The sequence below is a fragment of the Pseudomonas sp. SB113 genome, assembly GCF_040754745.1.
GTDB classification, from domain to species: domain Bacteria; phylum Pseudomonadota; class Gammaproteobacteria; order Pseudomonadales; family Pseudomonadaceae; genus Aquipseudomonas; species Aquipseudomonas grimontii.
The window spans coordinates 47218-74183 of sequence record NZ_JBFMHW010000013.1 but is presented as its reverse complement, the minus strand read 5'-3'; the positions used below and the strand labels follow the sequence as shown (position 1 = coordinate 74183).

Genomic DNA, 26966 nt, shown 5'->3' with positions numbered 1-26966 from the left:
ACATGAGTTACGAAACCATTTTGCTCGAAGTCCAGGGCCGCGTCGGCTTAATTACCCTCAACCGTCCCCAAGCCTTGAATGCCTTGAATGCACAGTTGGTCAGCGAGTTGAACCAGGCGCTGGATGGCCTGGAAGCCAACCCGGAAATCGGCTGCATCGTGTTGACCGGCTCGAAAAAAGCCTTCGCCGCCGGCGCCGACATCAAGGAAATGGCCGAGCTGACCTACCCACAGATCTACCTCGACGACCTGTTCAGTGACAGCGACCGTGTGGCCAACCGGCGCAAGCCGATCATCGCCGCGGTCAACGGCTTCGCCCTGGGCGGTGGCTGCGAACTGGCGCTGATGTGCGATTTCATCCTGGCCGGTGACGGCGCCAAGTTCGGCCAGCCGGAAATCAACCTCGGCGTACTGCCGGGTATGGGCGGCACCCAGCGCCTGACGCGCGCGGTGGGCAAGGCCAAGGCCATGGAAATGTGCCTGACCGGGCGCTTTATCGATGCGGTGGAAGCTGAACGCTGCGGGATTGTCGCGCGCATCGTGCCGGCCGATGATCTGCTGGACGAGGCGCTGAAAGTCGCCACGCTGATTGCCGGCAAATCGGTGCCGATCAGCATGATGGTCAAGGAAAGCGTGAATCGCGCGTTTGAAGTGAGCCTGTCGGAAGGCGTGCGCTTTGAGCGCCGGGTATTCCATGCGGCGTTCGCGACACTGGATCAGAAGGAAGGCATGGCGGCGTTTGTGGCCAAGCGTGCGCCGGAGTTCAAGGATAAGTAGCAGTGGGAAGTGACTAGCTGCAAGCGTCAAGTAAAAGCTAATCTGCTTTTACCTGACGCTTGCAGCTTAAAGCTTGCAACTACTACGTCTGATAGTGCTTGAGCTCTCTGGCAATCACCATCCGCTGGATCTCGCTGGTCCCTTCGTAAATCTGCGTGATCCGCGCATCCCGGTAGTAACGCTCCACCGGGTAATCCTCCAAATATCCATAGCCGCCATGAATCTGCATCGCGCTGGAGCAGACTTTCTCGGCCATTTCCGAGGCGAACAGCTTGGCCTGGGACGCTTCCGAGAGGCAGGGCTTGCCGGCGCTGCGCAGGCGCGCGGCATGCAGGATCAGTAAACGGGCAGCGTTCAAGCGGGTTTGCATATCTGCCAACAGGTTGGCGACGCTTTGGTGTTCGATGATGGGCTTGTCGAACTGCACCCGGTCACGGGCATAGGCCAGCGCTGCCTCAAAGGCCGCACGCGCGATGCCGAGGGCTTGGGCGGCAATGCCGATGCGGCCGCCTTCAAGGTTGGAGAGGGCGATGGCCAGGCCTTTGCCGCGTTCGCCGAGCAGGTTAGCCTCGGGCACGCTGCATTGGCTGAGCGTCACCGCGCAGGTGTCCGAGGCCCGAATACCCATCTTGTGCTCGGTGCGGTCGACCACAAACCCAGGGGTGTCGGTGGGCACCAGGAACGCGGAAATGCCTTTCTTGCCCAGTTCCGGGTCGGTCACGGCAAATACAATCGCCAGCTTGGCGCGCTTGCCATTACTGACGAACTGCTTGGCGCCATTGATCACCCACTGGCCATCGCGCAGTTCGGCGCGCGTGCGCAGGTTGTGGGCCTCGGAGCCGGCCTGGGGTTCGGTCAGACAGAAACAGCCAATCGCCTGGCCACTGGCAAGATCGGCCAACCAGGTTTGTTTCTGTTCATCTGTGCCGTAGTTGAGGATTGGCCCGCAACCCACTGAATTATGGATACTCATCAGCGCCCCGGTAGCGCCATCGCCGGCAGAAATCTCTTCCACGGCCAGGGCGTAAGCCACGTAGTCGACATAGGTACCGCCCCATTCTTCCGGCACTACCATGCCTAACAGGCCCAGCTCACCCATCTTCGCCACCAGGGCGTCATCGATCCAGCCGGCTTTCTCCCAGGCTTGGGCGTGGGGGGCAATTTCGCCACGGGCGAAGTCGCGCGCCATGTCACGAATCATTACCTGTTCTTCAGTATATTCAATGTCTTGCATGGCTTATTTCGCAACCTGCTCGAAGTGATGGAAGAAGCTGTCGACATGGCTCTTATCCAGTCCATGGAGCGTCGGCGGGTTCCAGCGAGGGTTCTTGTCCTTGTCGATGATCAGCGCGCGGACCCCTTCGATCAGGTCACCGCGTTCGAACCATTGGCGGTCCAGGTGCAGCTCCAGGGCAAAGCACCGTTCCAGCGGCAGGCGCCGGCCGCGCCGCAGCATTTCCAGGGTCACGGCCATGGCCAGGGGTGAGCGGGTTTGCATCAGGTGGACAGTGTTCAATGCCCACTCGTGGCTGTCGGCGACGGTGACTTCCTGGAGCTGCTCGACGATGCTCGGAATGTCCGGCAGGCCGAAGAAGTGGTCGATAGCGGGACGCAACGCGGCCAACGGCGGGTCGGGCAGCCGCTGCACGGCCAGCTTGGCCAACACCCCTTGCAGGTCCTTGAGGGGGGATTCCTGCCATTGCAGGCTATCGAGTTTCTGGTCGAGGATGGCCAGCTTGGCGCTGTCCAGGTACCAGTTGGCCAACCCGCAATAGAGGGCGTCTGCCGCGCGAACCTGCACACCGGTCACCCCAAGGTAAATGCCCAGCTCACCGGGAATGCGGGGCAGGAAGTAACTGCCACCGACATCCGGGAAATAACCGATCGCCACCTCCGGCATCGCCAGGCGGCTGCGTTCGGTGACGACACGCAAATCCGCGCCTTGCACCAGGCCCATGCCGCCGCCCAGGACAAATCCATCCATCAGGGCCAGTACGGGTTTGCGGTAATGGTGGATGGCCAGGTCCAGCGCGTATTCCTCGACGAAGAAGTCTTCGTGCAGGGTGTCGCCACTTTTAAAACTGTCGTACAGGGAGCGAATATCGCCGCCGGCACAGAAGGCCTTTTCGCCTGCGCCGCGCAGGACCACGGCATGTACCTGCGGGTCGTCTGACCAGGCCAGCAGCTGTTGCGTCAGGCTGCGCACCATGTCCAGGGTGATGGCATTCAAGCCGGAGGGGCGGTTGAGGGTGAGGTGGCCGATATGGTTACGCACTTCGGCCAAAACATCGTTCTGAAGCTTATCGGCACTGCTTGCTTCGCTTGAAACCTGAGCAGTCATCTGTAACTCCCTGCTTTTATTGTTCTTTATCAAGATGTTCGTGGGCGAACCTTCTCGCGATCGTACCAGTGCAAATTTGCCCAGTACAACCCGGAATCATGCAGGTCGTTTTTGCATTTATGCAGGGTGCCGGGCGCGGCTCAGGTCACGCGGGTTGCCAGTACTTCACCGATGCTGCGGCGCCGAGCGTGGGTTTCTGCGGCATGGATCAATTGCTCCAACTCCGTGGGGGCCACATCATAGAACTGCTCCATCTCGGCCAACGCCAATTTCAAGTCGGCGGCGGTAATGGCGGGATCGCGGGCCGCCCTGGGGTCAGGCAAGACGGTTGTCGATGCCTCGACCGCACCCTTGGGGTAGCGCGTTCGCGTCGCGTTATTGTAGGCCAGCGCACAGGCCAGCAGGGCACCGGCGCCGAGTAATACGGCACCCAGTTCGTGCCAGCCCAGGGCGGCAGAGGCGGGGTCGGCCAAGACCAGGGTCATGGCCAGGCCACCGGCGGGCGGGTGCAGGCACCGCAGCCAGCACATCAGCACCACGGCCATGCCGGCCGCCAGGCAGGCACCGCCCAGGGTACGCCCAAGGACGCGGGCCACCAGCAATGCCACGACACCGGCGCACAGGTAGCTGCCGATGATCGACCAGGGTTGCGCCAGCGCACCGGACGAGACCGCAAACAACAGCACCGCCGAAGCGCCCAGCGGACCCAGCAGGTGCAGCGCCACCTCCATGCCAAAAACCTGGGCGCAGAGCCATACACTGAATAATGTACCCAAGGCCATGCCAATCGCGGCACGGCTCCATTCGGCGGGGCGGGTGTTGATAGCAGCGGGAAACCAGCGAGCGAGCATTGAAAAGAAATCCATAAACGGCGGGCAAAAAAAAGGCTTGTCTGGTCGCCCGGAAAAGCCCTTTGAAAGTTCCTGCATTTGGGGGAGGAACCCGCGCAGTGTGCCGCGCCTGATAGGGCAGCGCCAATGCATATTAATGAGGGTTAAATACAAAAATAATGCACTTATTACGAAGTGACAGGAGGGTTGAGCTTACCGAGAACGCGATTATCGGTTTCCTCATTGAATAAATGCTGTTGCAGGTTTTCCCGCAGCCCCGGCTCGCCGGCCAGGGGGCCGTTGAGTGCCACCAGGGCATTGCGCAGCCACATCAGCCGGTCCAGCGGCGGAATGGGCAAGTAGCCGATATGCACTTCATCACGGGCCAGGGAAGCAGGGGTACGCGGTAAACGATCATTTGGCACGGTATTGTCCTCTCACGAAGTGAACCACAGCGCCAGCTGCGGCTCCTAGCGTCCTTGTTGTTATCCATGGCCTATGGCGGTAGATAGCTACCGCGCGAGGTCATTGAGTTTACAGTTGGGTTTCAGACGCGGGAAAGTGAAATGGCACCAGCCATTACGCATAGCTGCGTAGGATCTTTCTGCGTCGCAACTCAAGGTAGAGCAGGTTTGGCCAGATACAGCAGCACATAGGGGTTTCGGTCGAACTCGCCGGTCAGGGTCGGACGAAGGGCGCGAAAGCGCGGGTCTTGCAAACCTTCGAAATCCGCCTGGCTCATCACCAGCCAGGCTGGCCCTTGTAACGGCGTCAGGTCAGAGGCTTGTTGGGTGAACAACGGCACCTGGTCGCAGTCGAGGTTGACCATGTACTTGATCGCCTTGGCGTCTTTGCCCAAGCCGTGCAATACCACGGGAGCGCGCTGTTGCTTGACCTGCTCATGCACTTGCAGCGTAAAGGTGCGGGTGTCGTAGACGCTGCGTTCGAGCGGTTCGACCACTGCAATATACGTCGCCCACACCGCAAGCACGGCGGCAAACGCTGGCCCGAGCGGCCGCAGGCGAGGCATGAACAACGCCAGCAATGCCAAGACCTGCAACAGCCCGAGCACGGCGAACACCGGCCCCAGCTGGCTCAACTGCTGCGGATAGCGTGGCCGCGCGAATACCAGCCCAACGATCAGCAGGCCTGGCAGCAGTGTCCATAGGCCCAGCATCAAGCCGCGCAGCCAGGCAAACAGACGACCTTCAGCGACCTGGAACGGGTACGCCGCAATGATCGCCGCCATCGGCAGCATTGGCAGCACATAGCGGGCCTTCTTTGCCTGGGGAATCGACAGGCCCAGCATCACCAGCAAGCCGGCGGTGGCGCTGTACAGCACCAGTTGCAACGCTGGCGTCGAGACGCGTCGCCCACTGACCGCGACCGCCAACAGCACCAGCAGAGCGACGGGATAGGCGAGGGCGTAATTGCCCAGCGAGCTGGTGAAGTAATACAACGCGCCGCTGGAGCCCTCACTGCCGTCCATGCGCCCCAGGAACTGCATGCGGATCACGTCCTGCATGAAGCTCTCGCCGCCACTGAGCTTAGCCATCAGCAACAGCAAGCCGACACAGGCCGCCAGCAGCGCCAGGGCCAGCAGGCCAAAGCTGAACAGTTGGCGCCATTGCCGGTTGATCAGGTAGTAGCTGCACAGCACGCCCGTAGGAATGACCAGCCCGATCGGCCCACGAATCGCAAAGCCGAGAATCAGCAGCAGGTACAGCCAGTACAGGCGTTTACCCCCGCCGAAATGGTCATGGGCATAACCCAGGTAGAACACCGCCAAGGCGATGGCCGCGAGCATCTGGTCGAGGGACACCGCGCGGGTTTCACTGATGAAGGTACTGCTCAGCAACAGCAGCGCGATGCTCAGCAGGCCCCAACGCTGGGAGTAGGGCGCTGTCAGGCGATACACCAGGGAGACGATCACTGCCGAGGCAATCGACGTGGGCAGCCAGGCCGTGAGGCTGGTGACCTGGCCCAGGGGCAGCGACAACAGCCAGGTCATCAGCGTCGAGGTGGCCAGGTAATCGGCATACGGCTGCCCGTACGTGGTGGGGAAAAACCCCGGCCCATGGCGCAGCATCTCCTGGGCAAACACCACGAAGCGTGAGTCGAAACCGATAATTGCCTGATGCCAGCTGCCAGCGATGAACAACAACAGCGCCAGCAATCCCAGACCGAGGGATTGGCGGCGGATCGTTGGGCTGAGCAAGGGCGGGTGAGCTTTGTTCACGAATCAGGCTTCCACGACCTGAGGTAGCCACTGTTGCTGGGGAATCGGCAAGTGGCAGGAATCGCCACGGCCGATCGGGTAGTACTGGAAGCCTTTGCGCGCCAGGCGTTCACCGTCGTACAGGTTGCGGCCGTCGAAGATCACCGGGGTTTTCAGACGCTGGTGGATCAGGTCGAAGTCCGGCGCCTTGAACTGCTGCCATTCGGTGCAGACGATCAGCGCATCGGCGCCGACCAGCGTGGATTCCGGCGTGCCCATCAGCATCAGCCGCTCTTCGTCACCGTAGATGCGCTGGGTTTCCTGCATGGCTTCCGGGTCGAACGCACGGACGTTGGCGCCGGCAGCCCACAGGGCTTCCATCAGCACGCGGCTGGGCGCATCGCGCATGTCATCGGTGTTGGGCTTGAACGCCAGGCCCCACAGGGCAAAGGTCTTGCCGCGCAGGTTGCCCTTGAAGAACGCATTGATACGGTCGAACAGCTTGCTCTTCTGGCGCTGGTTGATGGCTTCCACGGCTTCCAGCAGGTCGCTGGAGCAGTTGGCCTGCTTGGCGCTGTGGATCAAGGCACGCATGTCCTTGGGGAAGCACGAGCCGCCGTAGCCGCAACCGGGGTAGATAAAGTGGTAGCCGATGCGCGAGTCGGCGCCGATGCCCAGGCGTACGGCTTCGATGTCGGCGCCCAGGTGTTCGGCCAGCTCGGCGATCTGGTTGATAAAGCTGATCTTGGTGGCCAGCATGCAGTTGGCGGCGTATTTGGTCAGCTCGGCGCTGCGCAGGTCCATGAAGATGATACGGTCATGGTTGCGGTTGAACGGCGCGTACAGGTCGCGCATCACATCGCGCACCTCTTCACGCTCGCAACCGATGATGATGCGGTCCGGACGGCGGCAGTCGGAAACGGCAGAGCCTTCCTTGAGGAATTCCGGGTTGGAGACAATATCGAACTCCAGATGCCGGCCGGCAAGGCGCAGGGATTTTTCGATGTGGGCGCGCAGGGTGTCGCCGGTGCCCACGGGCACGGTGGATTTTTCCACCAGGATCACCGGGTCGATGCGGTGACGGGCTACCGCGTCGCCCACCGACAGCACGTACTTGAGGTCGGCCGAGCCGTCTTCATCCGACGGCGTCCCCACCGCGATAAACAGCACTTCGCCGTGTTCGACGGCGAGTTTTTCGTCAAAGGTGAAGTGCAGGCGCCCGCTCTCCAGGTTTTCCTTGACCATGGCCGCCAGCCCCGGCTCGAAGATGCTCACATGGCCTTGCTGCAGGAGCTTGACCTTGTTCTGATCGACGTCCATGCAGATGACATCGTGACCGACTTCGGCCAACACAGTGGCCTGCACCAGACCGACGTAACCACTACCAAATACACTGATTTTCATGGGGCATTCCTGGCGCTTGCAGCGCTAGCACGGCGAGAGTTAATGACCAGCACACCGAGGATGACCAAGGCCACCCCCAGGGTTTTCGAGAGCGAAAAATGTTCGTTGAACACCGGCAGGCTGGCGGCCAGCAGGTACACCAGCGCGTAGCTGATGCTCAGCAGCGAATAGGCACGGCCCAGGGGCAGGTGCTTGAGGGCACCGAGCCAGCAGAGCATCGACAGCGCATAGGCGAGGATTGCCAGGCTCACCACGCCCAATGCGGCGAAGTCGATGGCGTTGCTGTTGAACGCTGTCAGCCATTCGGTGGGCAAGGGCAGGCGCGTCATGCTCCAGCGCATGCCCAGTTGGGCGGCGCTGACCAGGCCAACGCTGCCCAGGGCCAGGGCAAAACCACGCACGCGGCTCATACCTGGCGCCCCAACAGCACCACACCGGCGATTACCAGCACCACGCCCAGCCAATGCCGTGTGTCGATGTGTTCCTTGAACACAAAGCGCGCTACCAGCGTGACCAGGACAAAATTGAGGCTGAGCATCGGATAGGCGATGCCGACTTCCAGGCGCTGCAACACCAGCAACCACACCAACAGGCCAAAACCCAGGCACAGCAGGGCAGACCATAACCACGGCGAGCGCAGCTTCAGCGCCCAACCGTCGGGCTGGTCGCGCCAGCCCTCCACGGCGAACTTTTGCGAGACCTGGCCCATGCACGTCAGCAGGCAGGCGGCCAACAACAGGCACAGTGTGATCATGGCGCAACCTGCGGGAACACCAGGATCACGATATTGCCTTGCTCGTAGCGCTTGCCGTCTTTGGGCAGCAAGTCCACTTCGGCGATTTCGTCGTCACCCTTGACGCGCATCACCACACCGACCGCGCCGTGTTTACGCGCGTCGCTCATCCATTGCTGGACCTGCGTGGTGTCGACCTTGTGATGGGTCGCATCGTCGAAGGCCAAGCCATATTTCACTTCGCCGACGGTGTTATAGAGGGTCACGTCCGGGCGCTTGACGCGCCACGCCAGGGCGGAGGCCGCGCCGAGGTCGTTGCTGAGCAACGCGCTGGTCTGGCTCAGCTCCTGGAGGTGATCGATGATGAACTGGTCCGGGGTCTTGTTATAAACCACCGAGTGGGGCAATGCGGCCGGGACCAACGCCACCAGCAACCAACTGCCGACCACCGGCGCCGCCCACAAGTGCAGCGGGCGCGACGCTTGCAGCAGGTTGGCAACGATCCAGCCGAACAGGAAGACAAACACCAGCACCAGGCTGAGGGTTTCACTGCCGTGCTCATACACTGGTTTTTTCAGTTGGAACCAGGTCAGCGCGAGCAAGGCCAGCGTGCCGATTATCAGGTTGAGCCAGCCGTTGATGCGCAGCACACGACCGTGAGCCTGGGCCAGTTTGTCGGCCAGGGTGTGGCCCATCAACAACGCCAGCGGCAACAGGCACGGCATGATGTAAGAGGGCAACTTGCCTTTGGCCAGGCTGAAAAATGCCAGCGGCATCAGCAGCCACAGCAACAGGAAGGCGGTTTTCGCCGCGCGCTTTTCCTGCCACGCCTGTTTCAGGGTGGACGGCAACAGCGCAATCCACGGCAGGCAGAAGGCAATCAGCAGCGGCAGGTAATACCAGAACGGCTCGGCGTGCTGGGCATCGTCGCCGGCAAAACGCTGGATATGTTCATGCCAGAAGAAGAAGTTCCAGTAGTCCGGCTCCTGCAGGTGCACGGCCAGGGCCCAAGGCAGGCTCACCACAATCGCCACGACCACGGCGACCAGGCCGTAACCGAGCAGTTCGCGAAAGCGCTTCTGCCAGATCGCGTAGGGCAGGGCGATCAACACCGGTAACAGCCACGCCAGGAAGCCCTTGGTCATAAAGCCCATGCCACAGGCAAAACCGAGCAGCGCCCAGGCTCCCAGGCGGCCGTTGCGGGTGGTGCTGTCGAAGCAGAACCACAGCGCAACGCCGGTCAGGTTGACCCAGAACGTGAACTGCGGATCGAGGTTGGCATAACCGCCCAAGGCCGCCACGCTGACAAAACTCATGTACAGCACGCTGCTGACCAGGCTTTTTTGCGGGTCATTCCACAGCCGGCGCGACACCAGGTACACCAGCAGGATGCTCAAGCCGGTGCTCAACGCCGACGCGAAGCGCACGCCAAACAGGTTTTGCCCGAAGATCGCCTGGCCCAGCGCGATCATCCAGTACCCGGCAGCGGGTTTTTCGAAGTAGCGAATCCCCATGAAATGCGGCGAGGCCCACTTGCCGGTCAGCAGCATTTCCTGGCTGATCTGCGCGTAGCGGGTTTCATCCGGAATCCACAGACCATGGGTGGCCAGCGGCAACAGATAAAACACACCGAACGCCAACAGGAGCAGGGGCAAGGCCCAACGCCGGATCATGCCTGTTGCACTCCAAGCCAACCCTCACGGCCGCTCAATGCGCCGCGCACCAGGTGCTGCTGGGGCAGGCTGGTCAGGTCCGCAGGCAACAAGTCGCCCAGCGGTTTGAAGTCGATGCCGCGCTGCCCTGCCTGGGCGAGCAACTGGCGAAAATCGTTGGCCATCAGAATCCCTTCTACTTCTGCGTGGATCGTGTAGACGTTCAGCTTCGAGTCGGCAAACCGGTCAAGAATGAAGCGGTTGAAGTCTTTGGCGGCCACCACCGGCCCGACGACTTCGTCGAAGGTCGGCAGGTCCACCGGAATTTGTGGCGTACCCGCACTGCCATCGGCCAATGTCGGCCGAAACAGGCTGGAACCCCGGCAATCGCTGTTGTAGCGAAAGTTGAAACTTTGCTTGGCCTGCACCACACGCTCGTCGGCACGCCAACCGGCGGCCGCCGAACAGTCGATGCGTTCGCCCAGGATGTCGCTCAGGGTCTCCACGCCGCGTCGAATCTGCTCGACCAGCTGTGCATCGCTCCAACGCCCGGTGTTGGCCTGCCAGCCGTGGTGATCCCAGGCGTGCAGGCCGACTTCATGGCCCGCCGCCTTGGCCTGGCGCATCAAGTGCCCCAGGTCACGACCGATCGGTTTGCCCGGCCAGGCAGTGCCGGCGAGCAGGATGTCCCAGCCGTACAGGCCGGCAGCGTTGGAACGCAGCATCTTCCACAGGAACTGCGGGCGGATCAGGCGCCACAAGTGGCGCCCCATATTGTCCGGCCCGACACTGAAGAAGAACGTCGCTTTTACCCCGGCCTCATCCAGGGATTCGAGCAACCGTGGCACACCTTCACGGGTGCCGCGGTAGGTGTCGACGTCGATGCGAAGACCTGCCTCCATTACTTCTTGTCCGCAATTTCAAGCATGGCTTCACGCAGGAAGAAATCGAGCGTATTACCAATGGTTTCGCTCATCTCCACAGTCGGCTCCCAGTTCAGCAGGCGCTTGGCGTTTTCGATGCTTGGCTTGCGGTGTGCCACGTCCTGGTAACCGGTGCCGTAGAACGCCTTGCTTTCTACATCGCGGAAACCGGCGAACGGCGGGAAGTTGCTGCGCAATGGGTGTGCTTCGAACTGACGCAGCAGCTCTTCGCCCAACTGACGGATGCTGGCTTCGTTTTCCGGGTTGCCGATGTTGATGATCTGGCCGTTGCAGGCATCGTTGTCGTTATCGATGATGCGCGCCAGGGCTTCGATACCGTCGGCGATGTCGGTGAAGCAGCGCTTCTGCTCGCCACCGTCGAACAGGCGGATCGGCGTACCTTCCACCAGGTTCAGGATCAGCTGGGTGATCGCACGGGAGCTGCCGATACGCGCCGAATCCAGGCGGTCCAGGCGCGGGCCCATCCAGTTGAACGGACGGAACAGGGTGAAGTTCAGGCCCTTGGCGCCGTAGGCCCAGATCACGCGGTCCAGCAGTTGCTTGGAGACCGAGTAGATCCAGCGCTGCTTGTTGACCGGGCCGACCACCAGGTTGGAGGTGTCTTCGTCGAAATACTGGTCCTGGCACATGCCATAGACTTCGGAGGTCGACGGGAAGATCACGCGCTTGTTGTACTTGACGCAGTAGCGCACCAGCTTGAGGTTTTCTTCGAAGTCCAGCTCGAACACGCGCAGCGGGTTACGGGTGTACTCGATTGGCGTGGCGATGGCCACCAGCGGCAGGACCACGTCGCACTTTTTGATGTGGTACTCGATCCACTCGGTGTGGATGCTGATATCGCCTTCGACGTAATGGAAGTTCGGGTGGCTGCGCAGGCGCTCGATGGCGTCGGAGCCGATGTCCAGGCCGTAGACTTCATAACGGTCATCACGCAGCAGGCGCTCGGACAGATGGTTACCGATAAAACCGTTCACACCGAGGATCAGCACGCGGGTACGGCGCGGCTTGCGGCCGGACTCGGCACCGCGCAGCACGGAGCCGTCGACCAGGCCCAGTTCGTTGGCCAGGGACGGACCGGCCAGGTACAGGCCGTTGTCGTTGCGCTGGCCGAACTTGACCACCAGGGAGTCTTCACCGCAGGCGATGCGCAGCGGGTTGACGCTGATCACACGGCCCGGCGCCAGGCCTTCGTTGCCCTTGACCACTTCGGCTTGCCAGACGATGAGCTTGTGCTCACCGACAGAGCAGAAGGCGCCCGGGTACGGTTGAGTCACCGCACGTACGAGGTTGAACAGTTCTTCAGCCGGTTTTTTCCACTCCAGCTTGCCGTCGGCGGCCGTGCGGCGACCGAAGCAGGTGGCCTGGCTTTCGTCCTGGGCCGTTTCAGTCAGCTTGCCCGCAGCCAGTTGCGGCAGGGCGTCGCGCAGCAGGCTGGTCGCCGCATCACGCAATTTGGCGTGCAGGGTCAGGCCGGTGTCAGTGCGCTCGATCACAACTTTTTGCTGGGCCAGGATCGCGCCGGCATCGGCGCGCTTGACCATGCGGTGCAGGGTCACGCCGGTTTCGGTTTCGCCGTTGACCAGCACCCAGTTGGCCGGGGCGCGGCCACGGTATTTAGGCAGCAGCGAGCCATGCAGGTTGAACGCGCCTTTGCTGGCGGTGGCCAACAGCGGCTCGCTCAGCAGGTTGCGGTAATAAAAGGAGAAAATGTATTCCGGGTTCAGCTTGGCAATGCGCTCGATCCACAGCGGGTGGTTGGCATCTTCCGGTGCGTGCACCGGGATGCCGTTGCGGGCGCACAGTTGGGCGACGGAACCGTAGAAATTGTTTTCCTTGGGGTCATCGGCATGGGTGAACACGGCAGCAATTTCGTAGCCCGTGTTGAGCAGTGCTTCGATGCCTGCACAACCAATATCGTGGTACGCGAATACAACAGCTTTTGAACTCATGACTGAACCTGATCGGCAGAAGTGGAGGTATGGGAGGAGGCAAGGCCGTCAACGACGACGACCGGGGCCGGTGCTGCCGGTGTGTTGCGCAGCACTTTTTCGATAAAGAAGCGTGGGCGGGCGCGCACGTCGCTGTACATGCGGCCGAGGTATTCACCCAGCAGGCCCATGCCGATGAACTGGCCGCCGGTGAATACGAACAACACCGCGAACAGTACGAACATGCCATCGCCAGCCCATTGGGCACCGAAGGCCAGGCGCAGGATGATCAGCGCGAAGGCGAACAGCACGCCCAGGCCCGCGAGGCTGAAGCCGACAATGGACAACAGGCGCAACGGGGTGGTGGTCATGCAGGTCAACAGGTCGAACATCAGGCTGATCAGGCGCATGGCGCTGTATTTCGATTCGCCGTGTTCACGCTCGGCGTGGTGCACCAGGATCTCGGTGGTGTGACGGGCAAAGCCGTTGGCCAGGATCGGGATAAAGGTGCTGCGCTCGCGGCAGGCGAGCATGGCGTCGACGATGGTGCGGCGGTAAGCGCGCAACATGCAGCCGTAGTCGCTCATGGCCACGCCGGTGGAGCGTTGCACGGCGAGGTTGATCAGGCGCGAAGGCCAGCGGCGAAACGCCGAGTCCTGGCGGTTGTTACGCACGGTGGCGACCACGTCGTAGCCCAGGGCGGCTTGTTCCACCAGGCGTGGGATTTCTTCAGGAGGGTTCTGCAGGTCGGCGTCGAGGGTAATCACCACTTCGCCCCGGCACTGCTCGAAACCGGCCATGATCGCCGCATGCTGCCCGTAGTTGCGATTGAGGATTACCGCCACCACGTTGCTGCCGTCTTCAGCGGCGGCGTCTTCGAGCATTTGGGCGGAGTTGTCGCGGCTACCGTCATCCACCAGGATGATTTCGTATTCGTAGGCCAGTTGCTTGCAGGCCGTCGTCGTGCGACGCAGCAATTCAGGCAGGCTTTCTTGTTCGTTGTAGACCGGGATAACGATCGACACGCAATGAATAGGGTAGGGTTTCAAAGATTCATGACCTCAGGGTTAGAGCAACTTGGCGCGTAAGACAACAGCAATCAATGGCCGAACAGGCAGGCGCTTGGTTAAACCTGGCGTGGATTTAGGATGTTCATCCGACCGTCCTGGTGGGTTATTGGGGGGCTTCCATGGGCATAAGGGAGTAAAGACCAAAATCCACAAAGGTAAAGCGGAATCAAGGAGTTAGTTGGCACAGCGCGGTTCGTTCTCAAGTCCTGGGCCCAAGATTAAGCGTAAAAATGTTGAACGAATATGAAAGCCAGATGAAAAACTCGTTTATTTGACAGGTAGACAGCTAGTGTTCAGCTAAACAACTAAGCCATTGAGGGCATTATTTATTGGGCGAAACAGGAACGGTTTGCATGTTGCAGGCCGGGTTTGAAGGACGCTCATTGCTGGATCGTGCCGCGCGACTGCCCGCTGCGCATTTATATTGAAGAATCTTCTCTGCATTGGCCCTCAAGTGCCGGTAAAGTAAGCCATCTCTTGCCAGGGTACTCGGATGAACAGCGTGCAGCGTATAGGCGGCCAATGGCGGCCCGTTTTGATCGGATTGTTGATGACAGTGGCCTGCGTCACGACCGCACGCGCAGATGATGGCGTGGCACTTACCGCACTCGCTCAAGTGCCTGAGGGTGTTGAAGTACGCGGCCGGCAGGTCGCCGCCTATACCTGGGACGACCGTCAGGGCAAGAACCTGCTGGTGCTCTCCGAGCAAGTCAGTGAGCGCGAGGATGATGGTACCCAGTCGGCATTTGTCTACGCGGCCCACTACCTGATCGACGGTGACCGCCCCAAGCGCATGTGGATGCTCTACGACGACGTACAGCATTGCCAGTTCGATGCGGCGCTGCGCTTCGACATGGCCGCGACCAAGGTCACCGACCTCAATGGCGATGGCCTCACCCAGGCCACGGTGGGCTATTCGCGCACCTGCACCAGCGATGTCAGCCCCAATGAATTCAAGCTCATCATGCATGTCGGCAAGTCGCAGAAGTACCGTCTGCGCGGGGTCGACCGGGTGGGCGCAGCCTGGTGGGACGAAGAAGCCGGGGGCCTGCGTGGCATGCCGCTGCCCAAGGATTGCAGCGTGGCCGCGCAGCAGGCGCTGGTCAGCCAGTACAAGGAGCAGGGCACCGAACTGCCGTTGCCGGGTTGCTATGGGGATGAGAAGGATTTTGCCAAGGCGCCGGATGCCTATCTCGCATTCATGCGCCAGCACTGGTTCGCGTTGATGCAGAAACAGGACGCCGAATGGAGCCAGGCCCAGACCCAGCCCCCGGAACCTGTCGAGGATGACGAAACAGCCCCGTGATTTGGCGCCACGGCCGCGGGTGCGTTAGACTCGCGACTGCCAATTCACTAAATACCTCGATTAAACAAAGGGTTGAACGAGGTATTTAATTCAAAGGCTGATTTACCTTGACTGAGTCTATCCGCAATCCGCTGACCCTCTACCTCACCCGCCTGGCCCCCTCCAGCCAACTGACCATGCGCTACGTGCTGCAGGATGCCGCCGACCGCCTGGGCTTCGACGACATCAACCTCGAAGACATCGACTGGCACCTGCTGCAACCCGAACATGTCATCGCCCTGGTCGCGGCATTGCGCGAGGACGGCTATGCGCCGAATACCTCGTCGCTGTATGTGAATGCGGTGCGCGGGGTGATGAATGAAGCCTGGCGCATGAGCCTGATCAGCCAGGAACATCTGCTGAAAATGCGCACGGTCAAAGCCACACCTGGCACGCGCCTGGGCCAGGGCCGCAACCTGCGTCGTACCTTGATCCGCGAAATGATGGAAGTCTGCGCCGCCGATCTGCGCCCCCAGGGCCTGCGGGATGCGGCAGTGATCGGCATCCTCTACGGCTCGGGCATGCGCAAGTCCGAGTCGGTCAACCTCGACCTCGCGCAGATCAACTTCGATGAGCGCAGCCTGCGGGTGATCGGCAAGGGCAATAAGGAGCTGGTCAAATATGCCCCGGACTGGGCTTTCGCCAAGTTGCAGGCCTGGTTGGCCTTCAGGCGCGAACAGCTTAAGGAAGGCGAGCAGGACGATAGCTTTCTGTTCAACCGCATACGCCGGGGCAGCCATATCACCCGGGAACGTATCACCAAGCACGCGATTTACTACATCGCCCGCCAGCGCGGTGAGCAGGTGGGCGTAAAGATCATGCCCCACGATTTCCGTCGCTCGTTCATTACGCGAGTGATTGAGGAGCATGACCTGTCGATTGCGCAGAAACTCGCGCATCACACCAATATCCAGACCACCGCCAGCTATGACGTGCGTGACGACAATGAGCGGCGGCGGGCCGTGGATCGGTTTGATTTGTAGGCGATCAGCGCCATTTTACAGAATAGGTTTGCCACCGGTGACCGCATAGCGCGACCCCGAGATATAGCTGGCTTCATCCGACGCCAGCAGCACATAAATCGGCGCCACTTCTACCGGTTGGCCGGGGCGGCCCAGCGGGGTTTCGCTGCCGAAGCTCTTCACGTCGTCGTCGGTCATGGTCGCCACGATCAACGGCGTCCAGATCGGCCCCGGTGCCACGCTGTTGACGCGAATGCCCTGGCTGCCCAGCAACTGCGCCAAGCCGCCGGTGAAATTGGCAATTGCACCCTTGGTGGCGGCATAGGCCAGCAGCGTCGGCTTAGGCATGTCGGAGTTGACCGAGCTGGTGTTGATGATCGAACTGCCGGCCTTCATATGCGGCAGCGCGGCCTTGCAAATGCGAAACATCGCGGTGATGTTGATATCGAAGGTCTTGACCCATTCCTCATCCTCGATCTCTTCGAGCGTCTCGTGGGTCATCTGGAATGCAGCGTTGTTCACCAGCACATCGATGCGCCCGAACTGTTCCACGGTCTTGTCGACCAGCGCCTGGCAGTTGGCTTTTTGCGCGATGTCACCGGGCAGCAAAAGGCACTGGCGGCCCGCTTCTTCAACCCAGCGTGCGGTTTCCCTGGCGTCTTCGTGTTCGTCCAGATAGGCGATGGCGACGTCGGCGCCTTCACGGGCAAATGCAATGGCCACCGCGCGGCCGATGCCACTGTCGGCACCGGTGATCAGGGCGATCTTGTTGGCCAGCCGACCAGAGCCTTTATAGCTCTGCTCCCCGCAGTCGGGGTACGGGTCCATTTTCTTCTGGGAACCGGGCACGGACTGGGGCTGGGCGGCGAAGGGTGGGCGTGGGTAGTCAGTCATTTCAAACTCCATAGGTCTTGAAGGGTGCTATGGAATTAGTTGTTTTACCGCCTGCGATAGTTGTGATGGATCCCTTCAAGGCCCGACGAATGGTCACGAGATCGTCGGCGCCGATCAGGAGGAGGGTGGGGCGCTGGACAGCAAGTGCGCCGGCAGACGGCGCAAGGTCCACAGCGTGGTGAGCATCGCCGCGAGCGCACACAGCGCGATACCGATCAGCATCGGCGCCGGTGTGTGGTCGGCGAACACACCGACCAGGGTCATGGACACGGCTGCGGTGATCATCTGGATGGCACCCAACAGGGCGGAGGCAGAACCCGCCACAGCGCCATGGTCCTCCAGGGATAACACCCCGGCCGCCGGCAACAGCAGGCCAAGGAAACCGAAGCCGATAAACAGCAACGACATCATCACCGCCAGGCTATCGACCCATAGCGTGCTGGCGGCCAGCAGCACCATTACGACGGCTACCGCGACCACTGACCAACGAATCAGCGGCGCCAGGCCGAAACGCGCACTCAAGCGCGCAGTGAGTTGGCTCATGGCGAAAAACGACGCGGCGTTCAGGGCGAAACACAGGCTGAACTGGGTAGGCGTGAGGCCGAAATATTCGATGTAGACGAAGGGCGCACTGCCGATAAACACGAAGAACGTGGCCAGTCCGAACCCGCACACCACCGATAAACCGATGAACACCGGGTCCCGCAGCAGTGCGCCGTAGCTGCTGAACGCCGTGCCCAATGTCTTGCCCAGCCGGCGCTCGGCGGGGTGGGTTTCGGGCAGTTGCACCATCGTCATCACCAGGCACAGCACCGCCACCACCGCGAGCACGGCAAACACTTCGCGCCAGCTCCACAGCGAGATCACCAGGCTGCCGGCCAGCGGCGCGAGAATCGGCGAGACACTCATCACCAGCATCAGCAAGGCCATCAGCCGTGCGGCTTCATGGCCGGTGTACAGGTCACGCACAATGGCACGGGGGATTACCATCCCGGCACAGGCGCCGAACGCCTGCACGGCGCGAAAGCCAATCAGCACTTCAATCGTCGGCGCCAGCGCGCAGCCGATACTGCCCACGGCGAAGATCACCAGCCCCGCATAAATCGGCGGCTTGCGCCCGAACACATCACTGATCGGCCCGTAGAACAGCTGGCACACGCCGATGATCATGAAGAACACCGTCAGGCTCATCTGTACCGCTGCCGGCGAAGCGTGCAGGCTGGCGCCCAGGGTTGGCAGGGCGGGCAGGTAGATGTCGATGGCGAATGGGCCAACGGCGGTGATCAACCCCAGCAGCAGGGCGAGGTGGGCAATACTTCGAGACATACATGGTTCCGGGCGGAGCAAAGGTCGGTCAGCTTAAGGGATCTGCGCAGATCCTTAAACTTAGGCTTCAATAACAGGCAACGGGTGCCGATAACGGTACTAGTGACGCTCGAACGGTTGGGGCCCCAACCGGCGGTTCAGGGGATACAGGCATGACGATCAAATTACGCTTGATACTGTTGATTGCGACCGGTGTATTCGCGGCTTTGCTCATGAGCCTGGCCGGTTACCTGGGAAATACCCGGATGGCGAGTGCTGTGGAGGACAACGAGGTCAGCATGACGATCCTGCGCAACCATATGGAAGCCGACATGATGCACGACGCCCTGCGCGCCGATGTGTTGTCGGCCATGCTGGTGGGCCTGGGCAAAAGCACGAGTACCAAGGACGAGGTCAACAGCTCGCTGAAGGAACATGCCGAGCATTTCCGTCAAGTGCTGGGTGACAACCTTAAGCTGCCGCTCAACGAGACGCTCAAGGCCAGCCTGGAAAAAATCCGGCCCAGTCTGGATACCTATATCAGTGCCGGCGAGCGCATCGTCGCCCTGGCGTTGGATAATCCCGAAGCCGCCCGTGGGGAGCTGGAGAGCTTCAACACCGCATTCAGTCGCCTGGAAGATCAAATGGCGGCCCTGAGTGAGTTGATCGAAACCAATACCCAGCAGACCGGCGCGGGCACACGGCAGACCATCAGCAACGCCAACATCACCCTGAGCGCGGTGTTGGTTGCCAGCCTGTTGCTGCTGTTGGCCCAGGGTCGCTGGGTCACCTTGAGCATCATGGGGCCGCTGCAGGCCGCCAGTCGCATTGCCGCGAGCATCGCCCGTGGCAACTTGAGCGAGCCGATTGTCGAACCCAAGCGCAATGACGAAGCCAGTTCTTTGATCCGCAGCCTCGCTACCATGCAGCGAGATCTACGCGGCATGATCGAAGTGGTGCGCAGCAACGCCCATGGCGTCAATGGCATGAGCGAACGCTTGAGCCAGGGCTGCCATGACGTTGCCGGCAGCAGTCAGCAGCAAAGCGCGGCAGCCAGCACCATGGCGGCAGCGGCCAGTGAAATGACCGCCAGTATCGAGGAAATCACCCGGCATGCCGGGCGCGCCCTGGACATGGCCAACCAGGCTGAAGCCTTGGCCAAGGATGGCGGCCGGGTGATCCACCAGGTGGTGAAGGACATGGATGGCATCGCTCGTTCAGCGCAGCAATCGGCTCAGGTCATTCGTACGCTGGACAAGGAGTCCGAGGCGATCTACAGCATTATCCAGGTGATCAAGGGGATCGCTGACCAAACCAACCTGTTGGCCCTGAACGCCGCGATTGAAGCCGCCCGCGCCGGCGAACAGGGGCGCGGCTTTGCGGTGGTCGCCGATGAAGTGCGCAGCCTCGCGGGCCGTACCAGTGCCTCGACCCAGGAAATTGCCAACATGGTCGGGCGTATCCAGCAGAACACCCGGGAAGCGGTGACCAGCATGGAGGAGGGCGTCACCCAAGTGGATAAAGGCATGGCGGTGACTGCGGAGGTGGAACGAGCGATCCGCGATATTCTGCAGGCCACCCTGAATACCACCGAGTTGGTGAATGACATCTCGCGCACCATCGGTGAACAGAGCCTGGCCAGCAACGAGATCTCCCACCAGGTGGAGATGATTGCCGGGATGTCGGAAAACAACAGCCGCATCATCGGCGAAACTGCCTCAACCACCGATCAGTTGGCGGGCCTGGCCGGCAAGTTGTCGCAGTCCGTGGATCGCTTCAGCCTGTAACTCAGCTCAACTGCCTGGACGGCGGCGAGTGGTTACTGAGCTTCGCGCCGGCGCTTGGCGGCCTGTAGGGAAATCCCTACAGGTTTCGCAAATCATTAGGGCAATATCAGGATTTCCTGATGGCTCTTTGCTATATGGCGAGCTAGAGTGATTGGAAGATTTAATCGAATCTTGATGTCTCCGGCCTCGGCTTAGGCCGCAGGACACTTCATACCTGTGGAGTGCACCATGAAAGTTCTAATCGCCGATGACTCATCCATGTCGCGCAAGATGGTCTTGCGCTCCCTGCCAGAATCACTGACCGAAGATGTTCGCCAAGCCTGTAATGGTGCCGAGGTGATGGAGGCCTACCACGCCGGGTTGGTCGATCTGCTTTTTCTCGACCTCACCATGCCCGTCATGGACGGTTTCCAGACCCTGGAGGCGCTCAAGCGCGAAGACGCCAATGTGGTTGTCGTGGTGATCAGCGCAGATATCCAGCCCCTGGCCAGGCAGCGCGTATTCGATCTGGGCGCGGCTGCATTCGTCGCCAAGCCGGTTACTTCAGAAGCCGTACTCAGTGCTTTGCACGTCATAGGAGTGCTTTGATGGAAACCTTGGCCGAGCTCACCGAAGACCAACGTGATGCCTTGCAGGAACTGATGAATATCGCCATGGGACAGGCGGCCGAGCGACTGGCCCTGCTGACCAATACCATGGTGACGCTTTCGGTTCCTTTTATTCACCCGCTGATCCGGGAACAAAATAACCTGGCGATTCCGGAGCATCTGCGCCGAAGCTTCATGATCGTCACCCGCCAGTCGTTCCTGGGGGAGCTGCGCGGAGAAGTGTTCGTGTGCTTTGGCTCCATGGGGGCAGATGAACTGGCCGAACTGCTGGGCTACAAGGGCGGCGGCCTGGCCCAGCAGGATGAGTTGATGCTTGATGTCACCAACATCCTGACCGGCGCCTGCATCAGTGGCCTGGCAAGGCAGGTGGCGACTCAAGTGAGTTATGACGCGCCATCCATTCTCGTCCACAGGGAACAGGAAGCGAATGCACTGGATGAATTGAACCTGAATGAACACCTTGCGATGGTGTTGGAAATCCGTTTCGAGGTTGAGGCTCATCAATTCTCCTGCGACTTGCTGATCTGCATCACTGAACGCACAGCAGGCGTTGTCGTTCGGGCCATCGATCGTTTGCTGGACGAGCTTTGAAGGGATCTCTCATGACAGACAGCAAGGCAATCTCCCGGGAAACCCTTGAGTCGATGCTCAAGGCCATCAACATGGGTGTGCTGCTGGTCGACCAGGACTGCAAAGTGCTGTTTTCCAATCACTTTATGTCCATCAACAGTGGCCGCAGCGCTGAAGAATTGGTCGGCCGTACGCTGTTTGAAGCCTTTCCGGAGCTACCGGAGGTCTGGACCCGGCAGAAGATCAACAGCGTCGTCACCCTGCAAAACTTTGCGTTCACTTCATGGCAGCAACGGCCGCACCTGTTCAATTTCGAAAGCACCCGGCCCATCAGTGGCATGGTCCGGCTCATGTATCAGAACTGCACCTTTTTCCCCGTGCAGGACGCCGATGGCAGCAATCTTGGCGTGGGCCTGGCCATCAGTGACACGACTGACACGGCTGCCCGCCAACTCGAGTTGACGCACCTCAACAAGCTGCTGGAAGAAGAAAAGGGCGCCCAGGCGCTGCTTATCGCGCGGCTCGAAGATGCACAGGCGCAGTTGTTGCAGTCCGAGAAGATGGCGGCGATAGGGCAACTGGCTGCGGGCGTGGCCCACGAGATCAATAACCCGATCGGCTTTGTTTGCTCCAACGTCAACAGCCTGCGTCGTTATCTCGTGGACATCTTCGCGCTGCTCGAAGCTCATGAGCAGGCGACAGACGAAGGACATGCCAATGCTCATCCCGAGCTGGCGATCATGCGCGACAAGATGGATTACACCTTCATGCGTCAGGACATCGACGACCTGCTTGCCGAGTCGGCCGACGGTCTTGACCGGGTCACCCGCATAGTCAAGGACCTGCGTGAGTTCTCCCATGTCGACAGTTACGAATGGCAGTTGGCCGATCTGCACAAGGGGCTCGATAGCACCCTCAACGTTATCTGGAACGAGATCAAGTTCAAGGCTCAGGTGATCAAATGCTACGGCGATGTCGAGCCCATCGAATGCATGGGCTCACAAATCAATCAGGTTTTCCTGAACTTGCTCATCAATGCCAGCCATGCCGTGGGCGCCGACGGCGAAATCACCATCAGTAGCGGGAGGGAAGACGGCGGAGTGTTCGTCGAGATCGCCGACAACGGTCATGGCATCCCCCTTGAAATCCAGAACCGGATATTCGAACCGTTCTTCACAACCAAACCGGTGGGCATGGGGTCGGGCCTTGGCCTGTCGTTGTCGTACAGCATCATGGTCAAGCACCATGGAAGGCTCACCGTCGAAAGCGAGCCGGGCAGGGGGAGTCGCTTCCGCGCGTGGTTACCACTACGCCAGCCCAAGACACAGGACGTCTCAACTTACGCCACTGAAGGACGCTGATCATGGACACGCTCTCTTTCTGCGTAAAACGCTACACCGTCATGCTGGTGGATGATGAAGAAAGTATCCTCAACAGCCTCAGACGTTTACTGCGCTCAAAGCCTTACGACTTGCTCCTGGCCACGAGTGGGGCGCAGGCGCTGAGTCTTTTCGAACAACACCCTATAGACCTGATCGTCTGTGACGCGCGCATGCCGCACATGGACGGTCCAACCTTGCTGCGCGAGGTGCATAAGCGCAATCCGCACTGCATGAATATCCTGCTGACCGGTTATGCCGATATGAGCATGATTACCCAAGCGCTCAGCGACGGGTATATTTTCCGCTACATCAGCAAGCCCTGGAATGATGAAGAGCTGAAGCTCACTCTCGATCAGGCTTTGGAAATGAAGAGAGTGAGCAGTGATCGTCACGATCCGAATGTTCAGTCGACTATATAACTCAACTAAATAGTCATTTAGTTGAGTTATATCTTTTTGGTATAAATCCCTACACTGTTTCGGATTTTAACCGAGACGATCATGCTGCAAGCGATGGACCCGCTATAGAAAAACCAATCAGGGTCTTTAATCGCGCCGCAGTACTGCAAATCGCTTACTTCTTTTAATAAGCGCTTCATAACCAGATGGTTTTGCCCGAGCGGATAGCGAGCAGTGACAATCCCACGAGCTTTCACATGATTTTTCTCGCTTTTATTTAGCCCGTTCAACGGCAGCACGAGATCAATATAGTCGCTATAAGAGAGCAACTTGGGGTCTTGCGGATTTATGTCTATTTCAAGAACAGCTTCAGTTTGGTCAAACAATTGAATTGAGCGATGTGGTGACTGGCCTGTGACAAGCCACGGGAAAGATTTAGACACTTCAGCGAATTCAGGTGATTGACTCTCCGTCAAATATTGTCCGGTTAGCAAACCATGGTTCGCAGAATTTAGCACCGAGGTCAACGAAACCACTGCGGGTTTCTGCTTGACTTGAAACGGAGCGACCCCGGTATTAATACCGTTCTGAAGAATAAGGTCGACGGCAGCAGCATGAGTGAAATGATAGAAGAGCATGAACGGCAATCCTCAGAATTCGGGTTCGACAATACCATGAACGGATTGAGGAGCGGACGGTATGAGCGTGCGTGCAGGATGGTGACCCAAGGCTAGGACTGACCGCTCCTTAGCTACGCATAATGTATATTATGTTAAATCATGTACTAGGTTGTATGAGCTCGTAACTCACTGATTCGACGGCGTGCATCTATAGGACTCTATAGATCGCGGAAATCACCTGCATCGTTGCGTCTTCGATCGTTCCTTCATTACGGCATAACACCCAACCGTGATCTGCAATTGCTCGCTCGAATGCCTTGGTGCAAGCGACATGTTCTTCCAGCTTATGGATCACGGTACTGCTCAGCCCGCGCCGTCGTGCCGCGGCCCTCGCCCATGAAATATCAGGCGCGGTGACAATCCCGACATGCAGGTCTGGGACTCGCACGTTTCGATCAATGTTCAACTGCAGGATCTCTGCAAACGGAATTATCCGGCGAAACGCGGCATCAGACGGGTACCAGCGATCGATCAGGATGATGCTGTCTGGTGGTTGTTTAGCCAGCACATGCTGGGAAATCCAGGTACGGCTATCCGCCAAGCGTTCACAGACCCGCAGCTCCAACTCCCGGGAGGGACTTCTGGCGAGCGTGTTAACCAGGGCCATAGTTCCCTCCCGGTAGGGATCGCTTTTTTTCTCGCAAAGTCGGATCACCTTTTTGTTGTCTGCCCTCAGTACTTTCGTAACGGCTTCCAACAGCGTGGTTTTACCGGTCCCCTTGGGTCCATCTAGAGAAACAAACAGCGGACGATTCATTATGTTGATACCGAAGTTGGCTTCTTCCCGCAGCACCGCTTCAAGCCCCTTATTGGCGCTCGTTATACAGGCAAATGACGGAAGGCAAGAAATAGAAAGCAGCAGTAGGAATACACGCCAGGGTTACCCGGCCAATTATGACATCGCCCTTTGGTAAGTCGACGACGGGATTCACCTGAATCGGGAAATGGTTGCCGCAGAGAAGAACGACACCCACTTCGTCAATATGGGGATAGGACCTGACGGATTGTCCGCTGACAGCGCCTTGTCCCCTGTTTTTGCCCTATCTGATCTAAATCAATCCGACGCGGGGTCTTCACGCAGACATTAAACGCAGCAGTCGCCCCCTCACGTTCGAAGGGTGCAGAAACGCTCGTTTCGTGGAGATTCCCCATGGCTACGCATTTGCAAGGCACCCAACCGGTTGTCCCGCCTGTTGCCCAGTCGTCTGCGGGCAGCGTGCGAAAGGTAGAGCCCAAACGTTTGTCACTTAGCCTGCTGGTTGCCCTGGTGGTCGGCTCGATGATCGGCAGCGGCATTTTCAGTCTGCCGCAAAACATGGCCGCCAGCGCAGGTGCAGGCGCCATTCTGATTGGTTGGTTGATCACCGGTGTCGGCATGCTGTCGTTGGCCCTGGTCTATCAGACCCTGTCCGACCGCCAGCCTGCCCTGGACAACGGCGTGTTTGCCTACGCCCGTGCACTCGGCGGTGACTACTTGAGTTTCAATTCCGCCTGGGGTTACTGGATCAGTGCGTGGATCGGCAACGTCAGTTACCTGGTGATCCTGTTCGCGGCACTGAGTTACTTCTTTCCGCTGTTTGGCGAAGGCAACAACAAAGCGGCCATCGCTGGTGCGTCCGTGGTGTTGTGGTCGCTGCACTGGATGATCCTCAGGGGCATGCGCACCGCTGCGCGGGCCAATGCGCTGACGACGGTGGCCAAGATCGTACCGTTGCTGCTGTTTATCGGCCTGGTGATCGCGGCGTTCCAGCGCGAGACGTTCAGTGTCGACTTCTGGGGCGCGTCCACCTTGGGCAGCACTCTCGATCAAGTCAAAAGCACCATGCTGGTCACCGTCTGGGTGTTCATCGGTATCGAGGGCGCCAACGTGTTTTCTGCTCGTGCGGCGGAGCGTGCCAACGTCGGGCGCGCCACGGTGATCGGTTTTGTCATCACCCTGGTGTTGCTGATAGCCGTGTCGTTGTTGTCCCTGGGCGTGCTCAAACAACCGGAACTCGCCGCCCTGAAAAATCCGTCGATGGCTGGCGTGCTGCAGGTCGTCGCGGGGCCTTGGGGCGCGGTGTTGATCAGCATCGGCCTGATTGTTTCAGTCGGCGGCGCCCTGCTCGCCTGGACCCTCCTGGCGGCCGAGTCAGTGTTCACGCCCGCCAAGGAAAAGGTCATGCCGGGGGCGCTTGCCGTGGAGAACACCCAAGGCGTGCCCGCCAACGCGCTGTGGCTCACCAACGGCTGCATTCAAGTGTTCCTGCTGTTGACGCTGTATTCGAGCGCCAGCTATCTCGCGCTGATCTCCCTGGCCACCTCGATGATCCTGCTGCCATACCTGTTCAGCGGCCTGTATGCATTGAAATTGACCTGGCAGGGTGAAACCTACGCCGGCCACCGCGCCGTGCAAATACGCGACATGGCCATTGCGACGGTCGCCACGGCGTATTGCCTGTGGTTGCTCTACGCCGCCGGGCCGAAATACATGTTGCTCAGCGCCCTCCTCTACGCGCCCGGTTCGTTGATCTACCTGGGCAGCATGAAGGCCCGCCAGGGCCAACCGTTGAGCGGTCCTGAAACGGGCTTGTTGATCATCATCTGGGCGGCCGCGGCCTATGCCGGCTGGATGCTGTGGAGCGCAACGCTGACCTTGTAGGGCAGGCAGCCTTTCGTACCTTTGTTCTGTCTTGGCGGCCCGTGGACCATAGGCTCACGGCCCGTCGTCAACCTGAGAAGGAGTAAGGTTTTTTTTGTCCGCCTGAAGCCTGCCATGCTGGTCACGCGCGGCCCCGGCGAACACCGCAGCAAGCCCGGCAATGTGCCGGGTGCTGCACCCCTTCCCTACTTGCGGCTTGCCTTTTCAAGCATACGGCTGGCGCGATCGTTGGCTTGATCCGCCGTGCTTTGCGCCTGACTGGCCGCAATCGCTGCCTGTTCCGCTTTCGAATACGCCTCATCAGCCATGGCCTTTGCCGACAAGGCATTGCTTTGGGCGGAGTCCAGGCGCGCGTCCACTTCTTTTGTGTGCTTGTTGCTGCAACCGGCCGACACCGCCAGAAGGATGCTGAGCAATACAACGGATAAGCGCTTATTCATGGGGATACTCCTTGAGATTAACGGCAGGAAAGAGCCTGCTGCGGCTCAAAGTATCCGG

General features: G+C 59.9%; 25 protein-coding genes and 2 pseudogenes. 9 read left to right on the top strand and 18 right to left on the bottom strand.

Annotation, left to right across the window (positions count from 1 at the left end; genetic code table 11):
• The first annotated feature begins 2 nt into the window (after window positions 1-2).
• Entirely contained in the window at window positions 3-776 is a 774-nt protein-coding gene (locus tag AB1462_RS18175) for an enoyl-CoA hydratase (RefSeq protein WP_259194770.1), read from the top strand.
• A gap of 82 nt (window positions 777-858) precedes the next feature.
• Here the strand turns inward: AB1462_RS18175 and AB1462_RS18170 are convergent, their stop codons facing one another.
• The 12 genes from AB1462_RS18170 to arnC all read right to left on the bottom strand — a co-directional run bounded on the left by AB1462_RS18170 (window position 859) and on the right by arnC (window position 13875).
• Entirely contained in the window at window positions 859-2010 is a 1152-nt protein-coding gene (locus tag AB1462_RS18170; RefSeq protein ID WP_090404072.1) for an acyl-CoA dehydrogenase family protein, read from the bottom strand.
• A 3-nt stretch (window positions 2011-2013) separates the two neighbouring features.
• On the bottom strand, window positions 2014-3117 hold the full coding sequence (locus AB1462_RS18165) for an enoyl-CoA hydratase/isomerase family protein (RefSeq protein WP_367247541.1): 1104 nt from the start codon (window positions 3115-3117) through the stop codon (window positions 2014-2016).
• Window positions 3118-3257: 140 nt separating this feature from the next.
• Entirely contained in the window at window positions 3258-3968 is a 711-nt protein-coding gene (locus tag AB1462_RS18160) for an HPP family protein (RefSeq protein WP_090404076.1), read from the bottom strand.
• Between the two features lie 167 nt (window positions 3969-4135).
• Window positions 4136-4291, bottom strand: a complete 156-nt coding sequence (locus tag AB1462_RS18155; protein ID WP_259194788.1) for a type VI secretion system contractile sheath small subunit — start codon at window positions 4289-4291, stop codon at window positions 4136-4138.
• A 272-nt stretch (window positions 4292-4563) separates the two neighbouring features.
• Entirely contained in the window at window positions 4564-6186 is a 1623-nt protein-coding gene (locus AB1462_RS18150) for an ArnT family glycosyltransferase (RefSeq protein WP_367247540.1), read from the bottom strand.
• A 3-nt stretch (window positions 6187-6189) separates the two neighbouring features.
• Window positions 6190-7569: a UDP-glucose/GDP-mannose dehydrogenase family protein gene (locus tag AB1462_RS18145; protein WP_090404082.1), complete on the bottom strand. Its 1380-nt coding sequence runs from the start codon at window positions 7567-7569 to the stop codon at window positions 6190-6192.
• On the bottom strand, window positions 7566-7979 hold the full coding sequence (gene arnF, locus AB1462_RS18140; protein ID WP_090404084.1) for a 4-amino-4-deoxy-L-arabinose-phosphoundecaprenol flippase subunit ArnF: 414 nt from the start codon (window positions 7977-7979) through the stop codon (window positions 7566-7568). Before arnF ends, AB1462_RS18145 begins: the two co-directional genes overlap by 4 nt.
• Window positions 7976-8323: a 4-amino-4-deoxy-L-arabinose-phosphoundecaprenol flippase subunit ArnE gene (arnE, locus tag AB1462_RS18135; protein ID WP_090404086.1), complete on the bottom strand. Its 348-nt coding sequence runs from the start codon at window positions 8321-8323 to the stop codon at window positions 7976-7978. The genes arnF and arnE overlap by 4 nt, the downstream gene beginning before the upstream one ends.
• Window positions 8320-9975, bottom strand: a complete 1656-nt coding sequence (arnT, locus tag AB1462_RS18130) for a lipid IV(A) 4-amino-4-deoxy-L-arabinosyltransferase (protein WP_367247539.1) — start codon at window positions 9973-9975, stop codon at window positions 8320-8322. The genes arnE and arnT overlap by 4 nt, the downstream gene beginning before the upstream one ends.
• A complete protein-coding gene (arnD, locus tag AB1462_RS18125) occupies window positions 9972-10856 on the bottom strand; it encodes a 4-deoxy-4-formamido-L-arabinose-phosphoundecaprenol deformylase (protein WP_367247538.1) in 885 nt (294 codons plus the stop codon). The genes arnT and arnD overlap by 4 nt, the downstream gene beginning before the upstream one ends.
• Complete coding sequence (arnA, locus tag AB1462_RS18120) at window positions 10856-12847, bottom strand: bifunctional UDP-4-amino-4-deoxy-L-arabinose formyltransferase/UDP-glucuronic acid oxidase ArnA (protein ID WP_367247537.1); 1992 nt, start codon at window positions 12845-12847, stop codon at window positions 10856-10858. Before arnA ends, arnD begins: the two co-directional genes overlap by 1 nt.
• The gene (gene arnC, locus AB1462_RS18115) at window positions 12844-13875 is read right to left on the bottom strand and encodes an undecaprenyl-phosphate 4-deoxy-4-formamido-L-arabinose transferase (RefSeq protein ID WP_367247536.1); all 1032 of its coding nucleotides are present in this window, start codon (window positions 13873-13875) and stop codon (window positions 12844-12846) included. The genes arnA and arnC overlap by 4 nt, the downstream gene beginning before the upstream one ends.
• A 514-nt stretch (window positions 13876-14389) precedes the next feature.
• Here arnC and AB1462_RS18110 point away from each other — a divergent pair.
• Window positions 14390-15202 (top strand): M949_RS01915 family surface polysaccharide biosynthesis protein, encoded by an 813-nt coding sequence (locus tag AB1462_RS18110; RefSeq protein WP_259194766.1) that lies wholly within the window; start codon window positions 14390-14392, stop codon window positions 15200-15202.
• A 107-nt stretch (window positions 15203-15309) separates the two neighbouring features.
• On the top strand, window positions 15310-16224 hold the full coding sequence (gene xerC / locus AB1462_RS18105) for a tyrosine recombinase XerC (protein ID WP_367247535.1): 915 nt from the start codon (window positions 15310-15312) through the stop codon (window positions 16222-16224).
• A 15-nt stretch (window positions 16225-16239) separates the two neighbouring features.
• On the opposite strand, the gene AB1462_RS18100 is transcribed toward xerC, so the two are convergent.
• Together AB1462_RS18100 and AB1462_RS18095 are read right to left on the bottom strand one after the other, a co-directional pair.
• The gene (locus AB1462_RS18100) at window positions 16240-17097 is read right to left on the bottom strand and encodes an SDR family oxidoreductase (RefSeq protein ID WP_090404098.1); all 858 of its coding nucleotides are present in this window, start codon (window positions 17095-17097) and stop codon (window positions 16240-16242) included.
• A gap of 114 nt (window positions 17098-17211) precedes the next feature.
• Window positions 17212-18423, bottom strand: a complete 1212-nt coding sequence (locus tag AB1462_RS18095) for a multidrug effflux MFS transporter (RefSeq protein WP_259194764.1) — start codon at window positions 18421-18423, stop codon at window positions 17212-17214.
• A 152-nt stretch (window positions 18424-18575) separates the two neighbouring features.
• Between AB1462_RS18095 and AB1462_RS18090 the strand changes: the two genes are divergently transcribed.
• From AB1462_RS18090 to AB1462_RS18070, 5 genes and pseudogenes are all read left to right on the top strand, one after another.
• Complete coding sequence (locus tag AB1462_RS18090; RefSeq protein ID WP_090404102.1) at window positions 18576-20189, top strand: methyl-accepting chemotaxis protein; 1614 nt, start codon at window positions 18576-18578, stop codon at window positions 20187-20189.
• Between the two features lie 228 nt (window positions 20190-20417).
• On the top strand, window positions 20418-20777 hold the full coding sequence (locus AB1462_RS18085; RefSeq protein WP_090404105.1) for a response regulator: 360 nt from the start codon (window positions 20418-20420) through the stop codon (window positions 20775-20777).
• Complete coding sequence (locus AB1462_RS18080) at window positions 20777-21388, top strand: chemotaxis protein CheC (protein ID WP_090404107.1); 612 nt, start codon at window positions 20777-20779, stop codon at window positions 21386-21388. Before AB1462_RS18085 ends, AB1462_RS18080 begins: the two co-directional genes overlap by 1 nt.
• Before the next feature lie 53 nt (window positions 21389-21441).
• Window positions 21442-22728, top strand: coding sequence for an ATP-binding protein (locus AB1462_RS18075; protein WP_315336033.1), 1287 nt, complete (start codon window positions 21442-21444; stop codon window positions 22726-22728).
• A 2-nt stretch (window positions 22729-22730) separates the two neighbouring features.
• Window positions 22731-23111 (top strand): annotated as a pseudogene (locus AB1462_RS18070) (response regulator); the annotation flags it as partial.
• A gap of 83 nt (window positions 23112-23194) precedes the next feature.
• On the opposite strand, the gene AB1462_RS18065 reads toward AB1462_RS18070, so the two are convergent.
• The 3 genes and pseudogenes from AB1462_RS18065 to AB1462_RS18055 all read right to left on the bottom strand — a co-directional run.
• Window positions 23195-23785: a hypothetical protein gene (locus AB1462_RS18065; protein WP_367247534.1), complete on the bottom strand. Its 591-nt coding sequence runs from the start codon at window positions 23783-23785 to the stop codon at window positions 23195-23197.
• A 190-nt stretch (window positions 23786-23975) separates the two neighbouring features.
• Complete coding sequence (locus AB1462_RS18060) at window positions 23976-24584, bottom strand: dTMP kinase (protein ID WP_367247595.1); 609 nt, start codon at window positions 24582-24584, stop codon at window positions 23976-23978.
• Window positions 24582-24720: pseudogene (locus tag AB1462_RS18055) on the bottom strand (LysR family transcriptional regulator); the annotation flags it as partial. The pseudogene AB1462_RS18055 and the gene AB1462_RS18060, both read right to left, overlap by 3 nt.
• A 257-nt stretch (window positions 24721-24977) precedes the next feature.
• On the opposite strand from AB1462_RS18055, the gene arcD reads away from it, so the two are divergent.
• A complete protein-coding gene (arcD, locus tag AB1462_RS18050; protein WP_367247533.1) occupies window positions 24978-26468 on the top strand; it encodes an arginine-ornithine antiporter in 1491 nt (496 codons plus the stop codon).
• A 185-nt stretch (window positions 26469-26653) separates the two neighbouring features.
• Here the strand turns inward: arcD and AB1462_RS18045 are convergent, their stop codons facing one another.
• Entirely contained in the window at window positions 26654-26908 is a 255-nt protein-coding gene (locus AB1462_RS18045; RefSeq protein ID WP_367247532.1) for an Lpp/OprI family alanine-zipper lipoprotein, read from the bottom strand.
• Window positions 26909-26966: the final 58 nt, after the last annotated feature.

Excerpts from the sequence above, each read along its gene's own strand:
- AB1462_RS18175 (WP_259194770.1), top strand. The coding sequence starts at position 3 with ATGAGTTACGAAACCATTTTGCTCGAAGTCCAGGGCCGCGTCGGCTTA.
- AB1462_RS18170 (WP_090404072.1), bottom strand. The coding sequence starts at position 2,010 with ATGCAAGACATTGAATATACTGAAGAACAGGTAATGATTCGTGACATG.
- AB1462_RS18165 (WP_367247541.1), bottom strand. The coding sequence starts at position 3,117 with ATGACTGCTCAGGTTTCAAGCGAAGCAAGCAGTGCCGATAAGCTTCAG.
- AB1462_RS18160 (WP_090404076.1), bottom strand. The coding sequence starts at position 3,968 with ATGCTCGCTCGCTGGTTTCCCGCTGCTATCAACACCCGCCCCGCCGAA.
- AB1462_RS18145 (WP_090404082.1), bottom strand. The coding sequence starts at position 7,569 with ATGAAAATCAGTGTATTTGGTAGTGGTTACGTCGGTCTGGTGCAGGCC.
- arnF (WP_090404084.1), bottom strand. The coding sequence starts at position 7,979 with ATGAGCCGCGTGCGTGGTTTTGCCCTGGCCCTGGGCAGCGTTGGCCTG.
- arnE (WP_090404086.1), bottom strand. The coding sequence starts at position 8,323 with ATGATCACACTGTGCCTGTTGTTGGCCGCCTGCCTGCTGACGTGCATG.
- arnT (WP_367247539.1), bottom strand. The coding sequence starts at position 9,975 with ATGATCCGGCGTTGGGCCTTGCCCCTGCTCCTGTTGGCGTTCGGTGTG.
- arnD (WP_367247538.1), bottom strand. The coding sequence starts at position 10,856 with ATGGAGGCAGGTCTTCGCATCGACGTCGACACCTACCGCGGCACCCGT.
- arnA (WP_367247537.1), bottom strand. The coding sequence starts at position 12,847 with ATGAGTTCAAAAGCTGTTGTATTCGCGTACCACGATATTGGTTGTGCA.
- AB1462_RS18110 (WP_259194766.1), top strand. The coding sequence starts at position 14,390 with ATGAACAGCGTGCAGCGTATAGGCGGCCAATGGCGGCCCGTTTTGATC.
- AB1462_RS18100 (WP_090404098.1), bottom strand. The coding sequence starts at position 17,097 with ATGACTGACTACCCACGCCCACCCTTCGCCGCCCAGCCCCAGTCCGTG.
- AB1462_RS18095 (WP_259194764.1), bottom strand. The coding sequence starts at position 18,423 with ATGTCTCGAAGTATTGCCCACCTCGCCCTGCTGCTGGGGTTGATCACC.
- AB1462_RS18090 (WP_090404102.1), top strand. The coding sequence starts at position 18,576 with ATGACGATCAAATTACGCTTGATACTGTTGATTGCGACCGGTGTATTC.
- AB1462_RS18085 (WP_090404105.1), top strand. The coding sequence starts at position 20,418 with ATGAAAGTTCTAATCGCCGATGACTCATCCATGTCGCGCAAGATGGTC.
- AB1462_RS18080 (WP_090404107.1), top strand. The coding sequence starts at position 20,777 with ATGGAAACCTTGGCCGAGCTCACCGAAGACCAACGTGATGCCTTGCAG.
- AB1462_RS18075 (WP_315336033.1), top strand. The coding sequence starts at position 21,442 with ATGCTCAAGGCCATCAACATGGGTGTGCTGCTGGTCGACCAGGACTGC.
- AB1462_RS18065 (WP_367247534.1), bottom strand. The coding sequence starts at position 23,785 with ATGCTCTTCTATCATTTCACTCATGCTGCTGCCGTCGACCTTATTCTT.
- AB1462_RS18060 (WP_367247595.1), bottom strand. The coding sequence starts at position 24,584 with ATGAATCGTCCGCTGTTTGTTTCTCTAGATGGACCCAAGGGGACCGGT.
- arcD (WP_367247533.1), top strand. The coding sequence starts at position 24,978 with ATGGCTACGCATTTGCAAGGCACCCAACCGGTTGTCCCGCCTGTTGCC.
- AB1462_RS18045 (WP_367247532.1), bottom strand. The coding sequence starts at position 26,908 with ATGAATAAGCGCTTATCCGTTGTATTGCTCAGCATCCTTCTGGCGGTG.